This is a genomic window from uncultured Sulfitobacter sp., assembly GCF_964021855.1.
GTDB lineage: Bacteria > Pseudomonadota > Alphaproteobacteria > Rhodobacterales > Rhodobacteraceae > Sulfitobacter.
Genome location: NZ_CAXHZD010000002.1, coordinates 466,256 through 491,751 on the forward strand (window position 1 = coordinate 466,256; position 25,496 = coordinate 491,751).

Here is a 25,496-nt window from a genome sequence, read left to right on the forward strand (position 1 = left end):
TTGGAGGCTCTATCATGGCCAAACTCACCCGACGCAGCTTTGTCGCAACAGCACTGGCTGCCAGTGCCATCCGTACGGTCCCCCTTGCCGGGACCAAGCTGGGCGGGCGGCGTATTCTAACGCTGGCCTATGATAAATCCCTTGGCATGATGCGGGCAGTTGAACGCTGGGTGCCGTAGCGTTTTGCTTTGCACGGGCGATGATATAGGTCCAGATGGTGAAAATTACCGGAGGAACCCATGGCTCGCGTCACAATCACCTATGAAAATCACATCGCCCATGTGCGCCTGACCCGCGCCGATAAAATGAATGCCGTGGATCAGGATATGATCGACGCAATCATCGCAGCCGGCAACGAAGTCGCCGCATCTGACGCACGGGTTGTTGTGCTGTCGGGCGACGGCAAAGCATTTTGCGCCGGCATCGACATCAGCGCGATGGGTGCGCTGGCCGGGGGCGATCCCAAAGAGCTTATGATGCCACGTACCCACGGTGATGGCACAACAAACCAATGGCAAGAAGTCCCGATGATCTGGACACGCGTTGGTATTCCGGTGATCGCCGCGCTGCATGGCAAGGTCTATGGCGCAGGGCTGCAACTGGCCCTTGGGGCGGATATCCGCATTGCCGCACCCAATGCTGAACTGGCGGTAATGGAGATGAAATGGGGCATCGTGCCCGACATGGGCGGCATGGTGCTGCTGCCTAAACTGGTGCGCGGCGATGTGCTGCGGCTGATGACCTACACAGCGCAGCCCATCGACGCGACGCAGGCCGAACGCTGGGGGCTGGTCACGCAGCTTGCCGATGACCCGCTGGCCGCCGCAATGGACCTTGCCGCGACCATCGCAGGCAAAAGCCCAAGCGCGATAAAAGCCGCAAAACGCCTGACAGCTTTTGCTGAAACGAACGGAGCCGATGAGGTGTTGCTTGAGGAATCCCGCGAGCAGGCCGAATTGCTAGGCCGTCCGCACCAAATGGAAGTGATTGCGGCTGAGTTCGGCAAACGCCCCGCTGTTTTCAAAGATTGAAAAATGGTCAGCCCCGCCTGAGCTAACAGACGGGGCTTTCCAAATGGACGATCTTCGCTTCCCAGCTAGGACCGCAGCGCTAAGATCACCGATCTTGGTTTCCAAATGGTAAAAAATCCTCGCCGAAGGCGTTAAAACTCTTTTGATGGTCCAGAAGAGAAGAATGCCTTCGGCGAGGATTTAAGTCCATTTGGAATAAAGACCCGTATTACCCCAACTCGGCCAAGCGATCCAAAGCGGCCTGAAGCTGGTCTGCTTCTTCCTGACGCGCGTCCAGATTCCCTTGGGCTTCGGCAACGACTTCGGCAGGGGCCGAGGCGGCGAATTTGGGGTTGTTGAGACGCCCCTTTAGGCCACCGATTTCCTTGCCCAGTTTATCCAGCGATTTTTGCAGGCGTGATTTTTCGGCGTCGATGTCAATTAACCCGGCCAAGGGCAGGCCGAAGGTCGCACCGGGGGCTGCGATGGATACGGTGCCTTTGGGAAAATCATCTGTCTTTTCGATGCTTTCCACCCGGGCTAGGCGTTTGATCATCGCCTCATTCCCATCCCAAGCCGCTTGGGCAGCGTCGTCCATCGAGGTGCAGAGCATCGGCACTTTGAGCCCCGCGGGCACGTGCATTTGTTGGCGGGCGGAGCGGATGGATTCAATCAGGCCGATCACCCAGTTCAATTCGCGGTCGGCATCTGCGTCCAGCATGTCAGCCACGGTATAGGTGGGCCAGTCGCCGTGGATCAGCATCTTGCTGCGCGCATCCGTGTTTTGCCACAGCTCTTCGGTGATGAAGGGCATGATCGGGTGCAACAGGGTCAGGCATTGGTCCAGCACCCATTTCAGGGTCTGGCGGGTTTCTGCGGCCTCTGGCGCGTCGTCTTGCAGCAGGGGTTTTGACAGTTCCACATACCAGTCGCAGACCTTGCCCCAGACAAAGGCGTAAAGCGCGTTGGCGGCATCGTTGAAGCGGTAGTTTTCAAGGGCGGCGTCGACTTCTTCGCGGACGCGGGCGGTTTCGCCGATGATCCATTTATTCAACGTGTGATCGACATCCGCGTGGCTGGTGTAGTTCACCGCAGGCACGTTATCCTCGAACACGCCGTTCATTTCCGCAAAACGGTGGGCGTTCCAGATCTTGGTGCCAAAGTTGCGGTAGCCCGCGATGCGCGCGGTATCGAGTTTCAGCGCGCCACCCAAGGATGCCATGGCGGCGTTGGTAAAGCGCAGGGCGTCGGCACCGTATTCGTCAATGATTTCCAGCGGATCGATGACATTGCCGACGGATTTCGACATCTTCTTGCCCTTGGCATCGCGGACGAGGCCGTGGAGATAGACGGTATCGAATGGGATTCTGCCCACGGTATCAAGCTGCATCATCATCATGCGGGCGACCCAGAAGAACAGGATGTCCTGGCCCGTGATCAGATCAGAGGTGGGGAAGTATTTTTTGTAGGCTTCGGTTTCTTCGGGCCAGCCGAGGGTGCCGATTGGCCAGAGGCCGGAGGAGAACCATGTGTCGAGGACGTCGGGGTCGCGCGTCAGTTGAACATAGAAACCGTCGGAGAAAAATTTCTCCTTGTCGGGGCCGTACAGTGGATATGTCGCGTTCCCATACCGATAAGCTGGTTGCCTATCAGATACCTCACGTGATTCATCCATGCCATCGAAGTAATAACCAACATCGACGTTATCCCCATAGTACTCTTCAGCTTTTGCTTTGACTGCCTCGAGTGAGGCCCCCACGAACTCTTTATAAGTTCGAATATTGTGGGCCGTACCGCTAGTATTCTTTGGTGTTGATAACAACTCCTCTTTGGTTGGCCCGTACCAAACCGGAATCTGGTGCCCCCACCACAACTGGCGCGAGATGCACCAGGGCTCGATGTTGTCGAGCCAGTTGTAATAGGTTTTCTCGCCGCTTTCGGGCATGATTTTGACGTCGCCATTGCGCACGGCATCCAGTGCGGGGCCGACGATCTGGTCGGTGTCCACGAACCATTGGTCGGTCAGCATTGGCTCGATCACGACCTTTGAACGGTCGCCAAAGGGCTGCATGATCGGTTTGTTTTCGACGTAGGGGATGAGCGCGGGTTCTTCGTTTTCGGCCTCATCAGGTGGGTTGTCACCCACCCTACGGGGGTTTTCTGTCATGACGGCGAGGCCTTCGGCGGTGATAGCCTCTACGACCTTTTTGCGGGCTTTGAGCCGATCAAGGCCACGGTAGTCTTCGGGCACAAGGTTCATCGCGGCGATCATTGCCTCGTCGAACTCCAGCTCTCCGTTCGCGATCTTTTGGGCGGTCGCGGCTTCTTCGGCATAGGGTTTTCCGTCGGCGCGCATGGCGGCCTTGGTGTCCATGAGGTTGTACATGGGGATGCCGTTGCGCTTGGCGACTTGGTAGTCGTTAAAGTCATGCGCGCCGGTGATCTTGACCGCGCCCGAGCCGAAATCCTTGTCTGGGTATTCATCGGTGATGATCGGGATCAGGCGGCGGTGCTCTTTGGGGCCAACGGGAATTTCGCAGAGTTTGCCGATGATGGGCGCATAGCGTTCATCGGACGGGTGCACGGCAACAGCGCCGTCGCCCAGCATGGTTTCGGGGCGGGTCGTTGCGATGGCGATGTAATCGCGGGTCTCGCGCAGGGTCTCGTTGCCGTCTTCGTCTTTTTCCACATATTCATAGGTGGCACCGCCCGCGAGGGGGTACTTGAAGTGCCACATGTGACCGGGGACTTCGATGTTTTCGACCTCAAGATCGGAAATCGCGGTTTCAAAGCGCGGGTCCCAGTTGACCAGCCGTTTGCCGCGATAGATTTTGCCGGCGTTGTACATGTCAACGAAGACTTTGATCACGGCGTCATGGAAGTTGGGCGAGTTTTCATGGCCCACGCGGGTGTCGCCGGGGGCACCGGACATGGTGAAGGCGTTGCGTGACCAGTCGCAGGAGGACCCCAGACGCTTGAGCTGGCCCACGATGGTGTCGGCGGTGGCCTCTTTGTACGCCCATGCGTGGCCGAGGAATTCTTCGCGCGTCAGGTCCGTGCGTTTAATCTGGCTTTCGGCGAGCTTGTTTTCGACGGCCAGTTGCAAGGCAATGCCTGCGTGGTCTTGGCCGGGCTGCCACAGGGTGTCGAAACCGCGCATGCGGTGCCAGCGGACCAGAATGTCCTGAAGCGTGTTGTTGAAGGCGTGGCCGACGTGCAGCGATCCGTTGACGTTGGGGGGCGGGATCATCACGCAATAGGTGTCATCACGGCTGGCATTTGCACCGGCTTTGAAGGCACCTGCGGTCTCCCATGCTTCGTACAAACGGGCTTCGGCCTTGGCGGCGTCAAAATTCTTATCAAGTGCCATGATCAGCGTCCTTCTTTAAACTTGATGATGATCTAGCGGAGCAAGGCGCAAAGGGGAAGGCTGGCGGGCGGAAAACTTGGGCGCGGGGGCCGACGTGGTGTTTTGCCGGTGGGCGGCTGGACATCAGGTTTTTCGGGGCTAATGTCGGCATCAACAGATGATGGATTTCCAAAGGATGCGCGCAGATGGATAAGTTCGGAAAAAGCCAGCCGGTCAAGCGGGTTGAAGATCTGCGGTTTCTGACGGGCGAAGGGCGCTATGTCGATGATATTGCGCCTGAAAATTCGCTGCATGCTTATTTCTATCGCTCGCCCGTCGGGCATGGGGTGATTGCATCGCTGGACGTATCTGATGCGCGCGAGGCCGATGGCGTACACGCGGTGCTGACCATTGATGATCTGGAAGCGTCTGGCATGGATATTTCCATGGATGGTGCAATTTTGAAAAACCGCGATGGCACGGACGGTGCCAAGCCGCTGCGCCCGATGCTGGCCAAGGGGCGTGTCCGCTTTGTGGGCGAACCGGTGGCCGTCGTGATCGCAGACACGCTGGATCAAGCCCGCGATGCGGCTGAATTGATCCTGCTGGATGTGGATGATTTGCCCACACATATGACGCTGGAGCGGGGCGGCGAGGCCCTGCACGAAGAAGCGCCTGATAATCTGGCCTTTGATTGGGGGCTGGGCGATGAAGAAGCCACGCAAAAGGCATTCGATGCGGCGGCCAAGACCGTCAGCCTTGATGTGGGCGACAACCGGATCATCGTCAATTCGCTTGAACCGCGCGGCTGCTATGCCGAGTGGGAAGACGGTAAGCTGCATGTGTCCAACAATGGCCAGGGGGTTTGGGTCCACAAGGGCAACCTGAAACGCGTTTTCGCGCTCGAAGACGAACAGGTGCGGGTGACGAACCCCGATACCGGTGGCGGCTTTGGCATGAAGGCGATGGCCTATCCTGAATATTTCTCGGTCGCGCAGGCGGCGCGGGTTGTGGGACGTCCGGTGCGCTGGATGTCGGACCGGACCGAGGCGATGCTAAGCGATAATGGCGGGCGCGATCTGACGTCGCTGGCGGAATTTGCCTTTGATGAGAATAACAAGATCACCGCCTACCGCGTCAGTACGAAATGTAACCTTGGGGCCTATAACAGCCAGTTCGGCCAACCCATTCAAGCGACCCTGTTCAGCCGGGTGTTGATGGGCGTTTACGACGTGCAGACCACATGGCTGCAGGTCGAAGGATATTATACTAACACGGTGCAGGTTGACGCCTATCGCGGTGCCGGCCGGCCCGAGGCGATCTATGTCTTGGAGCGTCTGATGGACCGCGCCGCGCGCGAGCTGGGCGTGGACCCATGGGAATTGCGCCGCATCAACTTTATCAAGCCGGACCAGTTCCCCTATACCTCTGCCACCGGCGAGACCTATGACGTGGGCGAATTTGACCGCCTGCTGACCCGCGCCGCGGTCGAGGCTGACCGCGACGGTTTTGAGGCGCGCAAGGCTGCGGATGCGGCCAAGGGGCTGCTGCGCGGGCAGGGGCTGTGCTATTACATCGAAAGCATCCTGGGCGATCCCTCAGAGGGCGCGAAGGTCGAGTTTAACGAAGATGGCACCGTGTTCATCTATGTGGGCACGCAGTCGAACGGGCAGGGCCACGAGACGGTTTATGCGCAGTTCCTGTCGGATCAGACGGGTATCCCAGCCGAGCTGATCCACGTGATCCAAGGCGATAGCGACTTGATCAAGCAAGGCGGCGGGACTGGCGGGTCACGGTCTGTGACCACGCAAAACACGGCGACATTGGCAACGGTTGCCAAGATGACCGAAGTCTTTACCGCGTTTCTGGCCGATGAAATGGGCGTGCCTGCATCCGAGATCAGCTTTGACGATGAACGGTTCCGCGCCGAGGGGTCCAACATGACACCCACAATGCTGGAGGTCGCCGATCTGGCCCGCGAAAAAGGCCGCGACGACCTGTTGGTACATCATGAACGCGCGACCTTGCCCGGGCGCAGCTATCCCAACGGCGCGCATGTGTCAGAGGTGGTCATTGACCCCGAGACGGGCGTGGTGACGGTGGACAGCTATACTGTGGTCGATGATTTCGGCAATCTGATCAACCCGATGCTGGCCGCGGGCCAAGTGCATGGCGGTGTTGTCCAAGGCATCGGGCAGGCCATTCAAGAGCATGTCGTCTATGACGAGGACGGCCAGTTGCTCACGGCGTCCTTTATGGATTATGCGATGCCGCGCGCGGCGGATGTGCCGTTTATCACGTTCAACTCTGAGCCCGTGCCCTCGACCGCGAACCTGATGGGGATGAAGGGCTGTGGCGAGGCCGGCACAGTTGGCGCATTGGCGGCGGTGTCGAACGCGGTGCAAGATGCACTGTGGGACCGTGGTGTGCGTCAGGCAGATATGCCGTTTACGCCGCATAAGGTTTGGGCGCTGCTGAAGGATCAGGCCATCGCGGCAGAGTAAGGTCGCGGTTTGGTTGGATGAAAGGGGGAGGGGGCGCTGCCCCCGGCCCTGACGGGCCACCCCCGGGATATTTTTGAGCCAGAGAAGCGGGCGGGCTATTTCACGATTTGCATGACGATGCAGGTGGTGGAGCCTGTGGCGTAGAGTTTGCCATCGTCGACGCCACGGATTTCGCCATGGGCGATGCCGGTGGAGCGGCCCACGTGGTCAACCGTGCCGATGCATTCGATCTGGGTGCCCAGTGGGATGGCGCGCAGAATGTTGATTTTATATTCGAGCGTTGTGTAGATCGAGCCGCGCGGGACCTTGGTTTGCACAGCGCAGGCCATCGCGGAATCGAGCAATGTGCCGTACCAGCCGCCATGCACCGTGCCCAAGGGGTTTGTCACGTTGAACTCGGGCGCACCGCGGAATACAGCGCGGCCTTCGGCAACTTCGTGAATGAGATAGCCCATGGTTTGGCCAATGGGCGGGCCGGGGTTGGTGCCATCCAGAATTTTCTGCATAAACTCAAGACCCGACAGCTTGAGCGCTTCTTCTCGGGGGAGCAGGTCTTGGGGGCAGTTGGCGACACGTGGCATAAAAAATCTCCGGCAGTTGCGTGCCGGAGAAGCTTGTTGAATTTGGAGGTCTAGGGCAAGACGTCTTTGGTCTTACGCAACGTCCGACAGGGTTGTTTGGGCTGTGACGTCCAAGGCGCGGCAGACGCTGCGGGTCAGCTCGGGGCGGTTGAGTGTGTAGAAATGCAGGTTCTCGACGCCCTCATCCACCAGCGCGCTGCACATCTCGGTGCACAGCGCAGTCGACAGTAGATCGTGGCGGTCATCGCGGATCGCGGTTTCAAAGGCATCGTCCAGCCAAGCAGGCACTTGGGTGCCGCAGCGTGTGGCAAAACCCCTTGCGGATTTCCAGTTGGTGATCGGCATAATGCCCGGTGTGATGGTTTTGGTGATGCCAGCCGCAGCGCAGTCATCGCGGAACCGCAGGAAGGTGTCGGCGTCAAAGAAGAACTGGGTAATCGCCTCGTCCGCGCCGGCGTCGAACTTGCGTTTAAGCCATTCGATGTTTTGCGCCTGATCCACGCTTTCGGGGTGCGGTTCAGGATAGGCCCCGACGCGCAGGGTGAATTTGCCCGTGGCGGCCAAAGCTTCGATCAGTTCGACACTGTTGGCGAAACCGTCGGGATGCGGGGTAAACACCTTGGCCCCGTTTTCAGGGTCGCCGCGCAAGGCCACAATATCGGTCACGCCGATCTCGGCAAAGCTGTTGGCGACTTCCATGGTTTCGGCCTTGCTGGCCCCGACGCAGGTCAGATGTGCGGCCACGGGCAGGCCCGAGGTGCGGCGCAGAACGTGGGCGGAATCATGGGTCAGATCGCGGGTTGTGCCGCCCGCGCCATAGGTGACGGAAAAGAAACGCGGTGACAAAGGGGCCAGTGCCTGCGCGGTGTCCCAAAGCCGGAACGACGCATCGACGGACTTGGGTGGGAACACTTCGAAAGAGACGGCGGGGCTGGGCATTTTTAGGTTCCTGTTCTGGCTTTCATGTCTTGTCGCACAGATTTAGTTGTGAAACAAACTCATAACTTTCATCTTCAACATGAGGAACGCCTCATATGCATATTGAGTTCCGCCATCTGCGTACCATTCAGGCCATTCATAAGGCAGGTGGGCTGGCGCGTGCTGCCGAGCAGATGAACATCACCCAATCGGCGCTGTCCCATCAGGTGAAGGGGCTTGAGGATCAAGCCGGGGTGGAGCTGTTTGTGCGGCGGTCCAAGCCGCTTAAGTTGTCGCCGGCGGGATTGCGATTGCTGAAGCTGGCGCAGCAGGTGTTGCCGCAGCTAGAGGCGGCACAGGCGGAGTTTATGGGGCTGCGCGCGGGCAGCACAGGCCGGATGCATATCGCGATTGAATGCCACGCCTGTTTTGAATGGCTGTTCCCGGTTCTGGAGCAGTTTCGCAAGCTATGGCCGGATGTAGATGTCGATATTCGCCCCGGTCTGGCCTTTGATGCCTTGCCTGCATTGCTGCGCGAAGAGGTTGATCTGGTGGTATCATCTGATCCCGAAGATTTACCCGGCGTCGAATTTGTTGAGCTGTTTGATTACAGCCCGGTGTTTGTCGCGGCCAGCACGCACCCGTTGGCCGCAAAGCCCTATGTCGAGGCGCAGGATTTTCGTGCCGAAACATTGATCACCTATCCGGTGGAGCGGACGCGCCTGGATGTGTTCAGTCAATTGCTGATCCCGGCGAAGGTCGAGCCACTGGCGATCCGGCAGGTGGAATTGACGGCGGTGATTTTGTTGCTGGTGGCGTCCAATCGCGGGGTGGCCGTGTTGCCGGACTGGGTGGTGCGCGAGGTGAAATACAGCAGCGATTATGTCACGCGGCCGCTGACCGAAAACGGGATCACGCGCAGGCTGTATGCAGCGGTGCGGCAGGATGATCTGGGCAAGCCGTATATGGAAAAACTGCTGAAGCTGGCGGGGCAAGAGGCGCGCAAGCTTCAGCAGAGCTAGGTATCGGGTGGGGATGAGCCCCACCCGACAGGCTTAGACAACCTTGACGATGGCCTTGCCGTTGTTGCCACCGGTCAGCAGATCCATGAACGCTTGCGGCGCGTTTTCCAGACCTTCGGTGATGTCTTCCTGGACGGCGATTGAGCCATCCGCCACTTTTGGTGCGACTTCTTTGAGGAAGTTGGGGAAGTTGCCCCAGTGGTTCGAGATGATAAAACCGTTCACGCTGAGGAAGTTCACCAAGATCGTGCGCCACAGTTTGGGGGCGGTCAGCGCTTCTTCGGCTGCGTTGGCACCCAAGCCACCGGCATTGTACCAAGCGATCATGCCGCAGATCGGGATGCGGCCATGGGGGTTCATCAGGGGCATCACTGCTTCAAGCACTTTGCCACCGACATTTTCGAAATAGATGTCGATGCCTTTGGGGCAGGCCTCTTTCAAGGCGGCGCGCAGGGATTTTGCATCCGGATAAGCGCGGTGATCCAGACATTCGTCAAAGCCGAAATGGTCTTTGGCCGTGGCGCATTTATCTGCACCGCCTGCGATGCCAACCACGCGCAACCCGTGCGCTTTGGCGATCTGACCGACCATGGACCCGACCGGGCCGGTAGCAGCCGCAACGACCAGCGTTTCGCCAGCCTTGGGGCGGCCATATTCCATCAGACCCTGCCAGCCGGTAAAGCCGGGCATGCCCAAGACACCCAGTGATGTGGTGATCGGGGCCTGTGCGGGGTCAACCTTGCGCAGCATTTTGGCAGGCTGCACGCCATGGGTGGACCAGCCGAACATGCCGAAGACAAAATCGCCCGGTTTGAAGTCGGGGCTGTTGGAGGTGATCACTTCGCCGACGGAACCGCCTTCCATGGTGCCGCCGATGGGCACGGGGGCGGCATAGGATTTAGCATCATCCATGCGGCCGCGCATATAGGGGTCAAGCGACATGTAATGTACACGCACCAGCACTTCGCCGTCGCCCGGCGTTGGTACGGCGGATTCCTCTAGACGAAAGTTATCGGCTGTTGGCGCGCCATCGGGGCGCGATGCCAAGACGATATGTTTCATTGTATCGGTCATTTCGGGGTCCTCCATTTAAATCCTCAGGGGTACCGTATCTGGAAACCCTAACGGCGCAAGGCGGGTTCAACTGGCACGTTGCGTCAGAGCGTTGTTTACCCTGACGGTCCTTTGACAATGAGGCCCTTGGCAATCTGGGCTTGCGGGCTTAAAGGGAGGGCTGATTGAATGAAGGGCGCGGAAAATGGTTGGCAGTGCAAATCTAAATATCATGATCAAGGCCGCGCGGCGCGCTGGCCGTGGGCTGGTCAAGGATTTCCGTGAGGTAGAGAACCTTCAGGTGTCCAGAAAAGGGGCCGGTGATTTTGTCAGCCGCGCCGACATTCAGGCCGAAAAGATCATCAAAGAAGAATTGATGGGCGCACGCCCGACCTATGGCTGGTTGGCCGAGGAAGGTGGCGAAGACGAGGGCCAAGACCCCACACGCCGCTGGATCGTTGACCCGCTGGACGGCACGACGAACTTCCTTCACGGTTTGCCGCATTGGGCGATTTCGATTGCGTTGGAGCACAAAGGCCAGATCGTTGCGGGCGTTGTGTTTGATCCGGCCAAGGACGAAATGTTCTTTGCTGAAAAAGGGGCTGGTGCCTGGATGAATGACATGCGTTTGCGTGTGTCTGGCCGTCACCGGATGATCGAATCCATTTTCGCCACGGGCCTGCCCTTTGCCGGGCGTTCCGATTTGCCTGATACCCTGCGTGAATTGGGGCGCATGCTGCCCGTCTGCGCCGGTGTGCGTCGCTGGGGGTCTGCTTCGCTGGATTTAGCCTATGTCGCTGCGGGCCGTTTTGACGGCTATTGGGAACGTCGCCTGAATTCCTGGGATCTGGCTGCGGGCATGCTGATCGTGCGCGAAGCCGGTGGTATGGTTGAACCGCTGAACCCGGCCGGTGACATCCTTGCCGACGGCGAGATCGTTTGTTCGAACGAGGCGCTGTTCAACGGATTTGCAAAAGTCGCACGCGGCTGATTGCGCTGCCGGGGGCGGGATGCCTTCGGCGAGGATTTAAGTCCATTTGGAAGACCGACGTTGATTTACCTATCAACTGATGGGGCGCGTTATTTGCGCTTCACCTTTGGGATATGGCTGCGCCGTGTTCGATAGGTTGCATCGGGGTGGGGCGGATGTCCTTGGGTCTGTGACCAGAACTGAGGCCCGCCCAAGCGCAGCCAGATCGGGATGGTCAGCACCACACCCACGATAAACCCGCCTGCATGCGCCCAATAGGCCACGCCGCCTGACGATGGGTCGGCACCGACGCCGCCGATGAATTGCATGCCCAACCACAGGCCCAGCATGATCCACGCGGGGATCGGCAGGATGCGGAAAAACACGATAAAGATGATTAGAACATCGACTTTGGCCTTGGGGTAGAGCAGCAGGTAGCCACCCATCACGCCCGCAATGGCCCCCGACGCGCCCACGGTCGGCACGCCCGACATCGGGGCCGAAATCACATGGGCCGCCGCCGATAAGATACCGCAGGCAAGATAGAAACCCAGATATCCCATATGGCCCATCTCGTCTTCGATGTTGTCGCCAAAGATATACAAAAACAGCATGTTACCGGCCAGATGCATCCAGCCGCCGTGCAGAAACATCGACGTTATGACGCCAGTATATCCGCCGCCCATGGTCACGCGTTCCGGCAAAAGCGCCCAGTTATAAAAGAAAAGGTTGATCGCCCGGGGATCGTTCATCAAGCTGACATAGCTTAGAAATACGCCGATGTTCACCGCCATCAGCAGGTAGGTCACATAGGGTGTGCGCCCGGATGGGTTATGGTCGCGGATTGGAAACATGACGCGACCCTTAGCCATCGCTGGGGCAGGGTCAAGAGTTTGGATGAGGCGGGGTATCGAATGACGATCACATGTTTGCATACGGGCCAAAGCCACGTGGACGGGTTCACCCGGCTTTTCGCCGCCGAAGGGTGGGAGGGCGCTGTCGAACATATCGTCCGCGACGATTTATTATCGCGCGCCCAGACCGACGGGACCGAGGCTGTGGCGGCAGATGTGGCTGCACTGATTGCGTCGTTTACGCAGGAGGACACGGTGCTGTGCACCTGTTCGACATTGGGCACGCTGGTTGAACGCTTGGGCGGCGACAACGTGTTGCGCATCGACCGACCCGCGATGGAGGCGGCCGCGTCATACCGGTCCGTGATGCTGGCGATTTGTCTGGAAAGTACGCGTGGCCCGAGTGTCGCGTTGTTTCAGGACTGCGCCAAAGGGCGCATGCCGGATGTCGTGTTTTGCGAGGATGCGTGGCTGTATTTCGAAGCGGGTGATATGCCCGATTTCAACCGTGCGATTGCGCAGTCGGTTGGGGCGGCCATGATTGCAGCGCCCCAGACGGACTGTATTGTTTTAGCGCAAGCGTCGATGCAGGGCGCGGCCCCCTATTTGATGGATATTGGCGTGCCTGTGCTGGCAACGCCGCCATTGGCTGTGCGGCGGGCAATCAAGATCGCCCGCCGGTAGACGTTTTATCCGGCAGCGCCCAGCAATTTTGCGTTGCCACCAGAAGCGGTGGTATCCACGCACAGATGCCGTTCGGCGCGGACATGGGCCGTATCCGGCAGGCCGCGGATCAAAGGCACAATCGGGCCGTCCCGTTTGGCCAGCGCCTGTTCGATGGCGCGGGCAGTTTCTGCGTCGCCCCACCACAGGATACCGCCATAGCTGGGCCCCTCCGCAAGAGATGCGATGTCGATCTGGCCTGTCAGTTCGAGCGTGTCGCCGCCAAGCGCGGAAACCGCGCGGGCCTGTTCGGTGGCTGTGGCTGTGCCCGGCCCCATGCACAACAATGCCGGCCGCGGCATTGAGCTGAGACGGTTCGTTTCGCCCGTGGGTCCGGGCAAGGTGACCGTGTCAATCACAGCGCCGATATGATCTGGCAGCTTTGGCAGGGTTGATTGCGACCCGCCCCATGTTTCATCGACCGATTTCATGTCTGGTACATCGAAACGAAGCAGATAGTTCGGACCGCCCGCTTTGGGGCCTGTGCCAGAAAGCCCTTCGCCGCCAAAGGGTTGAGAGCCGACGATGGCACCGATCTGGTTGCGGTTCACATAGATATTCCCCGCCTCGATCCGTTCAGAGACATGCTGCACCCGGTCATCAATGCGGGTTTGCAGGCCAAAGGTCAGGCCGTAACCGGTGGCGTTGATGTCATCGATCACCTTGTTCAACTGCGTGGATTTGAAGGTTGCGATGTGCAGCACGGGGCCGAAAATCTCGCGCTTCAGGTCCGAGATGCTGTCGATGCGGATCATGGTGGGCGGAATGAATGTGCCCTCGGTCGGGGCCACCGTTTCGGCAATCACACGACCCTCGGTACGGGCCGTGTCGATGTGGTCGGCGATGGTTTTGCGGGCGGCCTCGTCGATGACGGGGCCGATATCGGTCGAAATAGCCCAGGGGTTGCCCATGACCATGACCTCAATCGCGCCTTCAATCATCTCGATCAGCTCTTTGGCGATGTCCTCTTGAACATAGAGGCAGCGCAGGGCCGAACAGCGTTGCCCGGCGGATTGGAACGCGCTTTCCACGATGGCTTGAACGGCTTGTTCGGGCAGGGCGGTGCTGTCGACAATCATGGCGTTAAGCCCGCCGGTTTCGGCGATCAGCGGGGTGCCGGGGGCGCAATTATCTGCCATGGATTGGCGGATTTTCAGCGCTGTCGCGGTCGAGCCGGTAAAGGCCACACCATTTACCCGAGGATCAGAGGTAAGCGCCGCGCCCACATCGCCGCCGCCGGGCAGCAGTTGCAAGACATCGCGCGGCACGCCAGCCTCGTGCAGCAGCGATACGGCCAGAAACGCGATCAGCGGGGTTTGTTCAGCGGGTTTCGCCAGCACGGCGTTGCCAGCGGCCAAGGCGGCGCTGACCTGCCCACAGAAAATCGCCAGCGGGAAGTTCCACGGCGAGATGCAGGTAAAGATGCCAGCGGGCGGCACGTTGGTGGCTTGCGAGGCATAATAGCGCAAGAAATCAACGGCTTCGCGCAGCTCGCCAACGCAGTCGGGCAGGCTTTTGCCAGCTTCGCGGGTCAGCAGCGCAAAGATTTCGCCATAATGCGCTTCGAGCATATCAGCAGCTTTCAGCAGCACCTCTTGGCGGGTTTGCAGCGGGGCATCCCAGATCTGCGCCTTGTCAAAGGCGGTTTTCACATCGGCCTCTGATGCATTGCGCACGGTGCCGGGGCTGCGGCCAGCGGCGGCAGGGTTTTGCAAACGCACGGCTTTCTTTGGCTTTGCCTCGGCTGCGATCAGCGGGGTGGCGGCCCAGCGATGTGCTCTCCACGGGGCGCGGGCGGATTCAATCATATCCAGCGTGGGGGTGTGGGTCAGATCGAACCCCATCGAGTTACGGCGCGTCGGCTGGAACAGGTCGGGTCCGGTCGGGATTTGCATAGCGGCGTCGGACAGGTTTTCGAACGGGTCGGCCGCGACTTCTTCGGGGGACACATCTTCGTCAACGATCTGGTTCACAAAGCTGGAGTTCGCACCGTTTTCCAGCAAGCGACGCACGAGATAGGCCAGCAAATCTTTGTGTGCCCCCACAGGGGCATAAACCCGGCAATGGGTGCCGTGTTTTTCCATGACAATGTTATGGAGCGTTTCGCCCATGCCATGCAGGCGCTGGAATTCGAATTTTTCCTTGTCTTCCGCCATGTGCAAAACGGCGGCGACCGTATGCGCGTTGTGGGTGGCGAACTGCGGATAGATCCGGTCGGTCATGTTCAACAATTTGCGCGCATTCGCGATATAGGACACGTCAGTTGCGGCTTTTTGGGTGAAGACAGGAAAACCATCGACGCCTTTGACTTGGGCGCGTTTAATCTCGGTGTCCCAATAGGCCCCTTTCACCAGACGGACCATGATTTTGCGGTCGTGGCGGATGGCCATGTCATAGAGCGCGTCAATCACCACACCGGCGCGCGGGCCATAGGCCTGAACAACAACACCAAAACCCGCCCATCCGGACAACGCAGGCTCGGACAGCACTTTTTCGATAACATCCAAGGACAGACCCAGTCGGTCGGCCTCTTCTGCGTCGACATTCAGCCCCATGCCTGCGGATTTGGCCAGCAGGGCCAGCGCACGCAGACGCGGCACCAGATCGCGCATAACGGATGCTTCCTGTGCGACCTCATAGCGGGGGTGCAGCGCGGATAGTTTGACAGAGATACCGGGGTTTTTGCGGCTGTCCTTGTGAGTGCAGGCCACCGCAATGGCCGAAATCGCGCGGCTATAGCTTAGGTGATAACGCTTGGCATCGGCTTCGGTACGGGCCGCTTCGCCCAGCATGTCATAGGAATAGGTATATCCCTTTTTCTCCATGCCTTTGGCGCGTTCCATCGCGGCATTTATGTTTTCACCCAGAACAAACTGGCGGCCCATTTCCTTCATCGCGCGGCTGACTGCTGTGCGGATCACGGGTTCGCCCAGACGTTTGATCGCGGCGCGGATGTGGCGCACGGGGCCGGGCTGTTCATCATCCAAAACGCGCCCCGTCAGCATCAGCGCCCAAGTCGATGCATTCACCAGCGGTGATGTTGAATGCCCCATGTGGCGCCCCCAGTCTGAGGGGGCGATTTTATCCTCGATCAACGCATCAATGGTATCGGCATCAGGCACGCGCAACAGCGCCTCGGCCAGACACATCAGGGCCACGCCTTCATCCGTGGACAGGCCGTATTCAGCAAGGAATACTTCCATCAGGCCGGGGGCGGTGTGGTTGCGAATGGCGCGCACAATGTCAGCAGCGTCTTTGGTGATCTCTACCCGATCCTCAGGTGATAGCTGGGTGTTGCGGATCAGTTCACGCAGAACATGTTCCTGATCGGCGTAGGTGCCTGCATCGATCTGATGACGCAAAATCGGGGAAGAATCACGTGCCATTTTAGGCTCCTATGTTTAATTGGACTAGTCTAGCGCGCAATTTGAAGTAAGAGTGACTGATTGCCGGCATTTTGATAGGCAAACCGATTTAAAATTGGGTGTTCGACGTGACAAATGATGATTTCAAGATGGACCGCTTTGACGCGGCGATTCTAACGGTTCTGGCCGAAGACGGGCGGATTAGCATCACTGACCTTGCCAAGCGGATCGGTCTGTCGAAATCCCCCACTCAGGCGCGTCTGCGCCGGCTTGAGATTGCAGGCGTTATTCTGGGCTACCGCGCGCTGCTGGATCCGATCCGGCTGGGGCTTGATCACGTTGCATTTGTCGAGGTCCGCCTGAGCGACACGCGGGAAGTCGCGCTAAAGGCGTTTAACGCCGCCGTCCTTAAGGTGCACGAGATTGAACAGGTTCACATGATCGCGGGCAGCTTTGATTATCTGCTAAAGGTGCGGACCCGCGATATGGCGGCCTATCGGAATTTTCTGGGCGAAACGATCACCACGCTGCCCTATGTGTCGAACACATCGACCTATGTGGCGATGGAAGCCGTTAAGGAAATCATGCTCGCAGATGTGACTTGACTGAAACGGCGCTACTGCGGTTCACTGTCGTATGCGCCTTTCATTCGCCCTTGTTTTGATCTGTGGCCCTGCTTTTGCTGCCTGTCCCGCCCCGCCTGATATCGCAGGCGCGCTGACGCAGCTTTTTGAAAAATCCCGATCCGCCCGTGATTTCCAACAAGGGCAATCCCTATCAAACAAGATGTGGGAGGTGTGGTTGCGCGCCCCTGATGATGCCGCCCAAGAAGTGTTGAACCGCGGGCTGCGCAAGCGCGATGCTTTCGACTTTGTTGGCGCGCTGGCTGACTTTGATCGTCTGGTGACCTATTGCCCTGCCTACGCCGAAGGCCACAACCAGCGCGCCTATATCCTTTACCTGCGCGAAGACTATGAAAACGCGCTGGTTGATCTGGATATTGCCTTGAAACTACAACCTTTGCACGTCGCGGCACAGTCGGGCAGGGCGCTGACCCTGATGAAGCTTGGCCGCATCCCCGAGGCCCGCGCGCAGCTGCTAGTAGCCGTTGAAAATAACCCGTGGCTGTCAGAAGCAGCCCTTTTGGCCAAAGGCGCACCACTTGGACCGGTCGGAGAAGACATCTGACCATTTACACCGCCAAGAACCAAGCTATTGTGCGCGGCGTTGCGGGCGTGATGGAATGGTAGACATACCAGACTTAAAATCTGTTGGGCCTTGTGCCCGTGTGGGTTCGAGTCCCACCGCCCGCACCACTGTTCCTTGGCCTACCGCCTTCGGCTACTTGAGGCCGGTTTGCTTCTTGGGTTTCTCATCCTCTACGCCCTTCCCAGAATTAACGACCCGCTTGTGCAAAAGCCTATTGCGATCTTGGAAAAGCCGAACTAGCGTCCGCCCTTGAGTGTAGTCGGCGCGTTCTAAGGTCGTCAGCTACCAGAAATATTATCCGTCGGGGGGCCTTAGGGCTGAGAGGTGTACGCACCGACCCGTCGAACCTGATCCGGGTCATACCGGCGTAGGGAACGGGTATTCTGCGAATGACATCGCAGGCTCTTTCTTGCGTCCGTACGTCCCGCCCAAACGGAGACACGTGCGCAATGATACCCAAAACCCCCATCGCCCTGACAATCGCCGGATCAGATAGTGGCGGCGGTGCTGGCGTTCAGGCTGATATCAAGGCGATGGCGGCGAACGGTTGTCATGGTGCCAGCGTTATCACCGCCATCACCGCGCAGAACACGACGACCGTCACCGCCATCCACGAGGTGCCCGCTGATTTGGTGGCGGCCCAGATCGAGGCAGTTCTGTCAGACATTGATGTGCGCGCGATCAAGCTGGGCATGCTGTTTTCGGCCTCTATCATCGACGTGGTTGCAAAGGGCATTGCGGGGTTCGACGGGCCGATTGTGGTTGATCCGGTGATGGTTGCCAAATCGGGTGACACGCTGCTGCAGCGGTCGGCCATCGACGCGATGATCGACAAGATATTACCGCTTGCGACGCTGGTGACCCCCAACCTGCCCGAAGCAGCGCAGCTGTTGGGCGAGGCACCAGCCCGCACGGCAGATGACATGGCCGCGCAAGCGATGCGGTTGCTCGGCATGGGGCCCGGCGCGGTTTTGATGAAGGGTGGCCATACCGAGGGCAACACCTGCACAGATGTTTTGGTCGACGAAAGCGGCATCTTGGCGACGCTGGCCGCAGACCGGGTGGCGACGCGTAATACCCACGGGACAGGGTGCACCTATTCCGCGGCGATTGCGGCGAACCTGTCTAAGGGGTTGGAGCTGGACGTCGCGGTGTGGGTCGCGCACCGCTATTTGCAGGGCGCAATTTCAGCGGCTGACCAGTTGCAGATCGGCAAGGGGCACGGCCCCGTGCACCATTTTTACGGCCAGTGGTGATGGGGCAGATTACGATCATAGGCGCGGGCGTTGCGGGGCTATGCGTGGCTCGCGCGCTGTTGGATCGCGGGGCCGATGTCAGGGTGGTGGATCGCAACGCGGCGCTGGGCCGGCAGGCGTGTTCGTGGTGGGCCGGCGGCATGCTTGCCCCGTTTTGCGAGGGCGAAAGCGCGGAAGAACCCGTTGTGCGTCTGGGCCAAGAAGCTGCGGATTGGTGGGCGGCTCAATCAAGCGCCGTGCACCGCTGTGGGACGCTGGTTGTGTCACCGGCCCGAGACAGGGCAGACCTGAACCGTTTTGCACGCCGCACCCAAGCGTTTCGCGAAGTTGACGCGGATGAGATATCGCTGCTGGAACCTGATTTGGCGGGCCGTTTTACAAAAGGGTTGTTCTTTGAGAGCGAGGCGCATCTGGCCCCGCGCGCGGCGTTGGCACAATTGCGCGCGGGGCTGGTTGCGGATGGTACAGCGTTTGAGGTCGCGGATGCGGATCCGGATGATTTTGCGCAGCGCGGGTTAACCATAGATTGTCGCGGGTTTCAGGCGCGCGACGGGGTCTCTGACCTGCGCGGCGTTAAGGGCGAGATGCTGATCCTGTCCTGTCCCGAGGTCACACTCAACCGTCCCATACGCATGCTGCATCCGCGTGTGCCGCTGTATGTCGTGCCGCGCGGGGATGGTGTGTTTATGGTCGGGGCAACGATGATCGAAGCGGGCCATAGCCGCCGTATCACCGCCCGATCCCTGCTTGAAATGCTGAGTGCCGCCTATGCGCTCAACCCTGCGTTTGGAGAGGCGGAGGTGGTCGAGATCGGCGTCGATAGCCGCCCGGCCTTTCCAGACAACCTCCCCCGTATCAGCCGCAGGGGAAATCTGATCTGTGCCAACGGGCTGTACCGGCACGGGTTTCTGCTGGCCCCTGCGATGGCGCGGATGGTGGCCGAGCTGATTTGTGACAATAAAATACCGGAGATATTGCATGAAACTGCTGCTTAATGGCGAAGCGGTCGAGGTCGAGGTCGAGGCCGCGACCTTGGCTGACCTGCTGGAACGAACCGGCTTTGGCGGTGCCAAGGTTGCAACGGCGGTGAACGGCAGTTTTGTCGCCGCACCGGCGCGCGCCGGTCATGTCTTGGCCCAAGACGACCGCGTTGAAGTCCTCGCTCCGATGCAGGGGGGCTAGGGGATGCGTGATTTTTACGGCACGACGCTGGCCAACGGCCTGATGCTGGGCACGGCGCAATACCCGTCGCCCGCGATTTTGGCCGATGCATTCACACGCAGCGCGGCAAGCGTGGCGACGGTATCCCTGCGCCGCGAAAGCGGGCGGGACCGCGGGGGGCAGGATTTCTGGACCTTGGTGCAGGGCCTTGGCGTTCACATTCTCCCCAACACGGCAGGGTGCCATTCGGTGAAAGAGGCTGTGACCACCGCCCATATGGCCCGCGAAGTATTCGATACCAAGTGGATCAAGCTCGAGGTGATCGGCGAGGAAGACACCCTGCAACCTGATGTGTTCGGTTTGGTCGAAGCGGCGCGCATTCTGACCGAAGACGGTTTTCAGGTGTTCCCCTACACGACCGAAGATTTGGTGGTCGCGGATAAGCTGTTGCAGGCGGGATGCGAGGTTTTGATGCCTTGGGGCGCGCCCATCGGATCGGGCTTGGGGCTGAACAATGTTTTCGGGCTACGGGCCATGCGGGCGCATTTCCCGGATGTGCCTTTGGTGATCGATGCGGGTCTTGGGCTGCCATCGCAGGCCGCGCAAGCGATGGAAATGGGGTTTGACGCGGTATTGCTGAACACCGCCGTGGCCAAGGCGGGCGATCCTGCGGCAATGGCCGAGGCTTTTGCGATGGCGGTCAGCGCCGGGCAGCTTGCCCATGCCGCTGACCCGATGGAACCGCGCGATATGGCGAGCCCATCCACGCCCGTGATTGGAAAGGCGTTCCTGGAATGATGCTGGATCGGTTTTACCCCATTTTTGACAGTGCCGATTGGCTGGAACGTCTTGTGCCGCTTGGGATCAAGCTGGTGCAACTGCGGATGAAAAACGTCAGCCCAAAAGTGCTGCGAGACCATATCCGCCGCGCCAAAGCGATCTGTGCTGAGCATGGCTGTACGCTGGTTATCAACGATCATTGGCGTACAGCGATTGACGAGGGATGCACCTATATCCATCTGGGTCAGGAAGACCTTGATGATGCGGATATGGCAGCCATTCAAAGTGCAGGCCTGCGCCTTGGGATCAGCACCCATGACAAGGCCGAGCTTGCCCGCGCGCTGGATCTGCATCCCGATTATATCGCGCTTGGCCCGATATACCCCACGATCCTGAAACAGATGAAATGGCATCAGCAAGGTGTGGAAAAGCTGACGACGTGGCGCGCTGTAATCGGGGATACGCCGTTGATTGCCATTGGCGGCATGAACACCGATCGCGCGGCGGGGGCCTTTGCCGCGGGTGCGGATGTTGTGGCGGCGGTAACGGACATCACATTGAATGACAGCCCCGAGGCTCGGGTTCGCGCATGGCTGGTGGCGACACGATGAGCAGATATATCCGCCAAGAAACCCTTGCCGAGGTTGGCACTGCCGGACAGGCGCGCCTGCGCGCGGCTAGCGTGTTGATCGTGGGGGCAGGCGGGCTGGCCGCGCCAGTGCTTCAGTATTTGGTGGGGGCGGGCGTCGGGCACCTGACGCTCGTGGACGGGGATCACGTATCGCTCAGCAATCTGCACCGTCAAGTTCTGTTTCGCGAAACCGATATCGGCGCGCTGAAGGTTGACGCCGCAGCGGCAAGCCTGCGCCGTCTGAATGCTGAGTGTGAGATACAGACCGTTCCGCAGTCACTTGACCCCGCAAATGCGCCGCAGCTGGTGGCGGGTAGCACGCTTGTGCTGGATTGCGCCGACAGTTTCGCCGTCAGCTATATTCTGTCTGATACTTGCCGCGCGGCGGGTGTCCCGATGATCAGCGCGTCGGTGTTGGGGTTTGCGGGCTATGTCGGCGGATTTTGCGGCACGGCCCCGTCGTTGCGCGCTGTGTTTCCCGACCTGCCGGACCGCGCGGCCAGCTGTGCGACGGCGGGGGTCATGGGGCCAACGGTGGGGCTGATCGGGGCGGCGCAGGCGCAAATGGCGATTGCCTGTCTGATCGGCCAATCACCGTCCCCGCTGGGGCAATTGATCAGCTTTGACATGCACAGCTTTCGCACGGGCGGCTTTCGTTTTGATACCGCACCCGAGCCTGACGACGCGCTTGGCTTTATCGCTGCTTCGGACATATCGGCGTCTGACTTTGTCGTGGAATTGCGTGATGAGGCTGAGGCCCCGACGGCTATTGTGCCCTTCGCGCAGCGCATGACTGTGGCGCAATTCACCCAGCAAAGCGCTGCCCCAAAGGCGGGGGTGCGCGCCGTCTTTGCCTGTCGATCCGGTCTGCGGGCCTGGCAGGCTGCCACACATCTGCGGTCCTATTGGGCTGGCGAAATCTCCCTTGTTGCCGCTGGCGACACAGTACACTTCGAAAGGCAAACCACATGAAACTACCCTCGTTTACCGTCGCACTATCGCTGGCGGCATCCCCCTTGATCGCTGCTGATGAAATGACCGTGCTGCTGGATTGGTTCGTGAACCCCAACCACGGCCCCATCATTATTGCGCAGGAAAAAGGTTATTTTGCCGATCAAAATCTGGACGTGACGGCCATCGCGCCAGCCGACCCGTCCGACCCGCCCAAGCTGGTGGCCGCTGGCAAGGCGGATCTGGCGATTTCCTATCAGCCGCAACTGCACCTGCAAATTCACGAAGGTCTGCCCCTGAAACGGGTCGGCACCTTGGTGGCGACGCCGCTTAACTGTCTTTTGGTGCTGGCAGATGGCCCGATCAAATCCCCTGCGGATTTGGCTGGTAAAAAGGTCGGCTTTTCCGTGGGCGGCGTGGAAGAGGCGGTTCTAGGCGCGATCCTGCGCCATAACGACGTCGCGCCGGATGATGTTGAACTGGTGAACGTGAACTGGTCGCTGTCACCCTCGCTGATGTCTGGTCAGGTGGACGCGGTCATTGGCGCGTTCCGGAACTTTGAGCTGAACCAGATGCACATCGAAGAGATCGAAGGCACCTGTTTCTTTGTCGAGGAAGAAGGCCTGCCATCCTATGACGAGCTGATTTATGTCGCGAATAGCGACGGCATGGACAAGGATATGATCGCCCGTTTTCTGACTGCGACCGAACAGGCGACTCAGTATATCGTGAACAACCCCGAAGAAAGCTGGGCGCTGTTTTCCGGCACCTCGACTGAATTGCAAGACGAGCTGAACGCATTGGCATGGGCCGATACCATCCCACGTTTCGCGCTGCGCCCTGCCGCCATGGACGCCGGTCGCTATGCCGCATTCGAGACGTTTTTGAATGAAGCCGGGTTGATCCCAAGCCAGAACCCCGTGTCACAAATTGCCATTGATGTGACGGCTGACTGATGGCCCCCGATTATGGCAAAACCTTTGCCCATTGGCGGGCCAAGGCGGCAGGGCCGTGGCGGAACTATACCCACCATCCCTTTGTCGAAGGGCTGCGTGACGGGACGCTGCCGCGCCATGCGTTCCTGTATTATCTGGTGCAGGACTATGTCTTTTTGGTGCATTTCGCGCGGGCGTGGTCGCTGGGCGTGGTAAAGTCCGAAACGCTGGATGAGATGAAGGTTTGTTCCGCAACCGTTGATGCGCTCGTCAATCACGAGATGGCGCTGCATGTTCAAACCTGCGCCGCAGAGGGTATTGATGAACAGACGCTGTTTGACGCGGCTGAGGCGTCCGAAAACCTAGCCTATACGCGCTATGTGCTGGATGCGGGGCATCAGGGCGATTTCCTTGATCTGATGGCGGCATTGGCCCCTTGCGTGATGGGGTATGGCGAAATTGGTCTGCGCCTCTCGCGGGATAAGAACCCCGATACGCCTTATGTCGATTGGATCAACACCTATGCTGATCCGGATTATCAATCGCTCTGCGCATCGGTCGGCGCGATGATCGATGACGCTGTTGCGCGGCGCATCGGTGACCTTGCGACTTCCCCCCGCGCTGCTGTGCTGCAAAACCGGTTCACGACGGCCACGACGCTAGAGATCGGGTTTTGGCAAATGGGATTGCGCGGCCAATGACCGTGCCGCCGGGGATCAGCTTTGCAGGGCAGCACCACATTGACGGGCGGTTGTTGTTTGATGCCGATATCCAACTGCCCGGCGGCCAGTGGACCTGTCTGCTGGGGCGGTCTGGCGTGGGAAAATCCACCATTCTGCGGTTGATCCTTGATCTGAAAACAGGCGGGCAGTTTGCGGGTAGTATCGCGGCCACGGATGGCGCGGCGTTGGCGGGGCGTATCAGCTATATGGCGCAATCGGATCTGCTGCTGCCATGGCTGTCGGTGCTCGAAAATGTCGTTATCGGTGCCCGCCTGCGCGGTGAGGCTCCAGACACAGCCCGTGCCGCTGATCTGTTGGCACGGGTCGGGCTGGCAGATCACCTAGGGAGCAAGCCAAACACATTGTCTGGCGGGATGCGCCAGCGCGCTGCCCTTGCGCGGACCTTGTTCGAGGATCGCCCGATTGTGTTTCTGGACGAGCCTTTTTCAGCCCTTGATGCAGGGACGCGCGCAGATATGCAGGACTTGGCCGCCGAGGTTCTGCACGGGCGCACCGTACTTTTAGTGACCCACGACCCGTCAGAGGCGACCCGTTTGGGGCACCGGATTATTATCATGTCCGCCCAAGGGGCAACATGCTGGCCAGTGCCGGACACGCCAGCCCCGCGCGCTATTGACGACCCGCAAACCCTTGCCTGCCAAACCCGCCTGTTGGCACATTTACGCGGGGTCGCCGCATGAGGGGCCGCGACATTTTCATTGCGGTCTTGCTGGGGCTGGCGCTGTGGCAGGCCGTTGTGATGCTGACAAACGCGCCGCATTTCATCCTGCCTTCGCCGTGGCGCGTGGCGCAGGCGGCCTATCACAGCCGTGCAATCATTGCGGAAAACGCGTGGGTGACCATCGTCGAGGTTCTGCTTGGCCTGACGCTTGGCACCGTGCTGGGGGCGGCGACCGCGATCCATCTGGCGCTGTCGAAAACCGCAGAGCGGCTTATGCTGCCTCTTCTCGTTTTCACTCAAGCGGTGCCGGTTTTTGCGCTGGCCCCGTTGCTGACGCTTTGGTTCGGCTACGGCATGGGGTCAAAGATCGTGATGACGGTTCTTATCATCTATTTCCCGGTGGCCTCGGCCTTTCATGATGGTCTGACGCGTATTGATCGCGGCTATCATGATTTGTCGGTTACGATGGGGGCGGGAAAGTACCACTTTATGCGCCATGTCCAGATACCAAGCGCGCTGCCCAGCCTTGGTACAGGGCTGCGGTTGTCTGCGGTCTATGCCCCGATCGGGGCTGTGATTGGCGAATGGGTGGGCGCATCCAAGGGGCTGGGATATCTGATGCTGCTCGCCAATGGTCGCGCCAAAATTGATCTGATGTTCGCCAGTTTGATCGTGTTAGCCTGTCTGACTGTGGTGCTGCACATCGCCGTGGGCCGTGTGGCGGATCGTTTGACAAATTATGCCCACGGGTCCGGCCATCCTTAACGTGCTGCGCAAATCTGCTGTCTTGGCGGTTGTCGTTTCATGCCCAATGATCAAT

24 protein-coding genes, 1 tRNA gene and 1 riboswitch are annotated in these 25,496 nt (G+C 59.5%); of the genes, 19 read left to right on the forward strand and 6 right to left on the reverse strand.

The annotated features are described in order from the left end of the window. The first annotated feature begins 14 nt into the window (after positions 1–14). Both AADJ11_RS08580 and AADJ11_RS08585 read left to right on the forward strand, forming a co-directional pair. Positions 15–179, forward strand: a complete 165-nt coding sequence (locus tag AADJ11_RS08580) for a Tat pathway signal protein (protein WP_341234103.1) — start codon at positions 15–17, stop codon at positions 177–179. A 60-nt stretch (positions 180–239) separates the two neighbouring features. Then, positions 240–1,031 (forward strand): crotonase/enoyl-CoA hydratase family protein, encoded by a 792-nt coding sequence (locus AADJ11_RS08585; RefSeq protein WP_341234104.1) that lies wholly within the window; start codon positions 240–242, stop codon positions 1,029–1,031. Between the two features lie 208 nt (positions 1,032–1,239). On the opposite strand, the gene AADJ11_RS08590 is transcribed toward AADJ11_RS08585, so the two are convergent. Next, the gene (locus tag AADJ11_RS08590; protein ID WP_341234105.1) at positions 1,240–4,380 is read right to left on the reverse strand and encodes a valine--tRNA ligase; all 3,141 of its coding nucleotides are present in this window, start codon (positions 4,378–4,380) and stop codon (positions 1,240–1,242) included. A gap of 185 nt (positions 4,381–4,565) precedes the next feature. Between AADJ11_RS08590 and AADJ11_RS08595 the strand changes: the two genes are divergently transcribed. After that, positions 4,566–6,863, forward strand: coding sequence for a xanthine dehydrogenase family protein molybdopterin-binding subunit (locus AADJ11_RS08595; protein WP_341234106.1), 2,298 nt, complete (start codon positions 4,566–4,568; stop codon positions 6,861–6,863). A 95-nt stretch (positions 6,864–6,958) separates the two neighbouring features. Here AADJ11_RS08595 and AADJ11_RS08600 read toward each other — a convergent pair whose 3' ends face one another. Together AADJ11_RS08600 and metF are read right to left on the reverse strand one after the other, a co-directional pair. After that, on the reverse strand, positions 6,959–7,444 hold the full coding sequence (locus AADJ11_RS08600) for a PaaI family thioesterase (protein ID WP_341234107.1): 486 nt from the start codon (positions 7,442–7,444) through the stop codon (positions 6,959–6,961). Between the two features lie 72 nt (positions 7,445–7,516). Continuing rightward, a complete protein-coding gene (gene metF / locus AADJ11_RS08605) occupies positions 7,517–8,383 on the reverse strand; it encodes a methylenetetrahydrofolate reductase [NAD(P)H] (RefSeq protein WP_341234108.1) in 867 nt (288 codons plus the stop codon). A gap of 95 nt (positions 8,384–8,478) precedes the next feature. Here metF and AADJ11_RS08610 point away from each other — a divergent pair, with 95 nt between their 5' ends. Beyond that, positions 8,479–9,384, forward strand: a complete 906-nt coding sequence (locus AADJ11_RS08610) for a LysR family transcriptional regulator (RefSeq protein WP_341234109.1) — start codon at positions 8,479–8,481, stop codon at positions 9,382–9,384. 33 nt (positions 9,385–9,417) lie between these two features. Here AADJ11_RS08610 and AADJ11_RS08615 read toward each other — a convergent pair whose 3' ends face one another. Beyond that, positions 9,418–10,458 (reverse strand): NADP-dependent oxidoreductase, encoded by a 1,041-nt coding sequence (locus AADJ11_RS08615; protein ID WP_341234110.1) that lies wholly within the window; start codon positions 10,456–10,458, stop codon positions 9,418–9,420. A 184-nt stretch (positions 10,459–10,642) separates the two neighbouring features. Here AADJ11_RS08615 and AADJ11_RS08620 point away from each other — a divergent pair, with 184 nt between their 5' ends. Beyond that, the gene (locus AADJ11_RS08620) at positions 10,643–11,428 is read left to right on the forward strand and encodes an inositol monophosphatase family protein (protein ID WP_341234111.1); all 786 of its coding nucleotides are present in this window, start codon (positions 10,643–10,645) and stop codon (positions 11,426–11,428) included. Between the two features lie 89 nt (positions 11,429–11,517). Here the strand turns inward: AADJ11_RS08620 and AADJ11_RS08625 are convergent, their stop codons facing one another. After that, positions 11,518–12,261 carry a rhomboid family intramembrane serine protease gene (locus AADJ11_RS08625; protein ID WP_341234112.1) on the reverse strand — a complete coding sequence of 248 codons (744 nt, stop codon included), beginning with the start codon at positions 12,259–12,261 and terminating at the stop codon, positions 11,518–11,520. 60 nt (positions 12,262–12,321) lie between these two features. Here AADJ11_RS08625 and AADJ11_RS08630 point away from each other — a divergent pair, with 60 nt between their 5' ends. Continuing rightward, complete coding sequence (locus AADJ11_RS08630) at positions 12,322–12,945, forward strand: hypothetical protein (RefSeq protein WP_341234113.1); 624 nt, start codon at positions 12,322–12,324, stop codon at positions 12,943–12,945. Between the two features lie 5 nt (positions 12,946–12,950). Here the strand turns inward: AADJ11_RS08630 and putA are convergent, their stop codons facing one another. After that, the gene (gene putA, locus AADJ11_RS08635; RefSeq protein WP_341234114.1) at positions 12,951–16,370 is read right to left on the reverse strand and encodes a bifunctional proline dehydrogenase/L-glutamate gamma-semialdehyde dehydrogenase PutA; all 3,420 of its coding nucleotides are present in this window, start codon (positions 16,368–16,370) and stop codon (positions 12,951–12,953) included. 128 nt (positions 16,371–16,498) lie between these two features. On the opposite strand from putA, the gene AADJ11_RS08640 reads away from it, so the two are divergent. The 13 genes from AADJ11_RS08640 (at position 16,499) to AADJ11_RS08700 (ending at position 25,441) form a co-directional block, all read left to right on the forward strand. Beyond that, positions 16,499–16,954 carry an Lrp/AsnC ligand binding domain-containing protein gene (locus AADJ11_RS08640; protein WP_341234482.1) on the forward strand — a complete coding sequence of 152 codons (456 nt, stop codon included), beginning with the start codon at positions 16,499–16,501 and terminating at the stop codon, positions 16,952–16,954. Between the two features lie 31 nt (positions 16,955–16,985). After that, positions 16,986–17,537, forward strand: coding sequence for a hypothetical protein (locus AADJ11_RS08645; protein WP_341234115.1), 552 nt, complete (start codon positions 16,986–16,988; stop codon positions 17,535–17,537). Positions 17,538–17,578: 41 nt separating this feature from the next. Next, a tRNA-Leu gene (locus tag AADJ11_RS08650) sits at positions 17,579–17,665 on the forward strand. A 185-nt stretch (positions 17,666–17,850) separates the two neighbouring features. After that, a riboswitch (TPP riboswitch) is annotated at positions 17,851–17,949 on the forward strand. 58 nt (positions 17,950–18,007) lie between these two features. Beyond that, positions 18,008–18,814, forward strand: coding sequence for a bifunctional hydroxymethylpyrimidine kinase/phosphomethylpyrimidine kinase (gene thiD, locus AADJ11_RS08655; protein WP_341234116.1), 807 nt, complete (start codon positions 18,008–18,010; stop codon positions 18,812–18,814). Beyond that, positions 18,814–19,809, forward strand: a complete 996-nt coding sequence (gene thiO, locus AADJ11_RS08660) for a glycine oxidase ThiO (protein WP_341234117.1) — start codon at positions 18,814–18,816, stop codon at positions 19,807–19,809. The genes thiD and thiO overlap by 1 nt, the downstream gene beginning before the upstream one ends. Further along, complete coding sequence (gene thiS / locus AADJ11_RS08665; protein ID WP_341234118.1) at positions 19,793–19,996, forward strand: sulfur carrier protein ThiS; 204 nt, start codon at positions 19,793–19,795, stop codon at positions 19,994–19,996. The genes thiO and thiS overlap by 17 nt, the downstream gene beginning before the upstream one ends. Before the next feature lie 3 nt (positions 19,997–19,999). Beyond that, on the forward strand, positions 20,000–20,773 hold the full coding sequence (locus AADJ11_RS08670) for a thiazole synthase (protein ID WP_341234119.1): 774 nt from the start codon (positions 20,000–20,002) through the stop codon (positions 20,771–20,773). Then, positions 20,770–21,366, forward strand: coding sequence for a thiamine phosphate synthase (locus AADJ11_RS08675; RefSeq protein ID WP_341234120.1), 597 nt, complete (start codon positions 20,770–20,772; stop codon positions 21,364–21,366). Before AADJ11_RS08670 ends, AADJ11_RS08675 begins: the two co-directional genes overlap by 4 nt. Further along, positions 21,363–22,358 carry a HesA/MoeB/ThiF family protein gene (locus AADJ11_RS08680; RefSeq protein WP_341234121.1) on the forward strand — a complete coding sequence of 332 codons (996 nt, stop codon included), beginning with the start codon at positions 21,363–21,365 and terminating at the stop codon, positions 22,356–22,358. The genes AADJ11_RS08675 and AADJ11_RS08680 overlap by 4 nt, the downstream gene beginning before the upstream one ends. After that, on the forward strand, positions 22,355–23,293 hold the full coding sequence (locus AADJ11_RS08685; RefSeq protein WP_341234122.1) for an ABC transporter substrate-binding protein: 939 nt from the start codon (positions 22,355–22,357) through the stop codon (positions 23,291–23,293). Before AADJ11_RS08680 ends, AADJ11_RS08685 begins: the two co-directional genes overlap by 4 nt. Then, complete coding sequence (gene tenA / locus AADJ11_RS08690; RefSeq protein WP_341234123.1) at positions 23,293–23,973, forward strand: thiaminase II; 681 nt, start codon at positions 23,293–23,295, stop codon at positions 23,971–23,973. The genes AADJ11_RS08685 and tenA overlap by 1 nt, the downstream gene beginning before the upstream one ends. Then, entirely contained in the window at positions 23,970–24,695 is a 726-nt protein-coding gene (locus AADJ11_RS08695) for an ABC transporter ATP-binding protein (protein ID WP_341234124.1), read from the forward strand. Before tenA ends, AADJ11_RS08695 begins: the two co-directional genes overlap by 4 nt. Continuing rightward, the gene (locus AADJ11_RS08700; protein ID WP_341234125.1) at positions 24,692–25,441 is read left to right on the forward strand and encodes an ABC transporter permease; all 750 of its coding nucleotides are present in this window, start codon (positions 24,692–24,694) and stop codon (positions 25,439–25,441) included. Before AADJ11_RS08695 ends, AADJ11_RS08700 begins: the two co-directional genes overlap by 4 nt. Positions 25,442–25,496 lie beyond the last annotated feature (55 nt).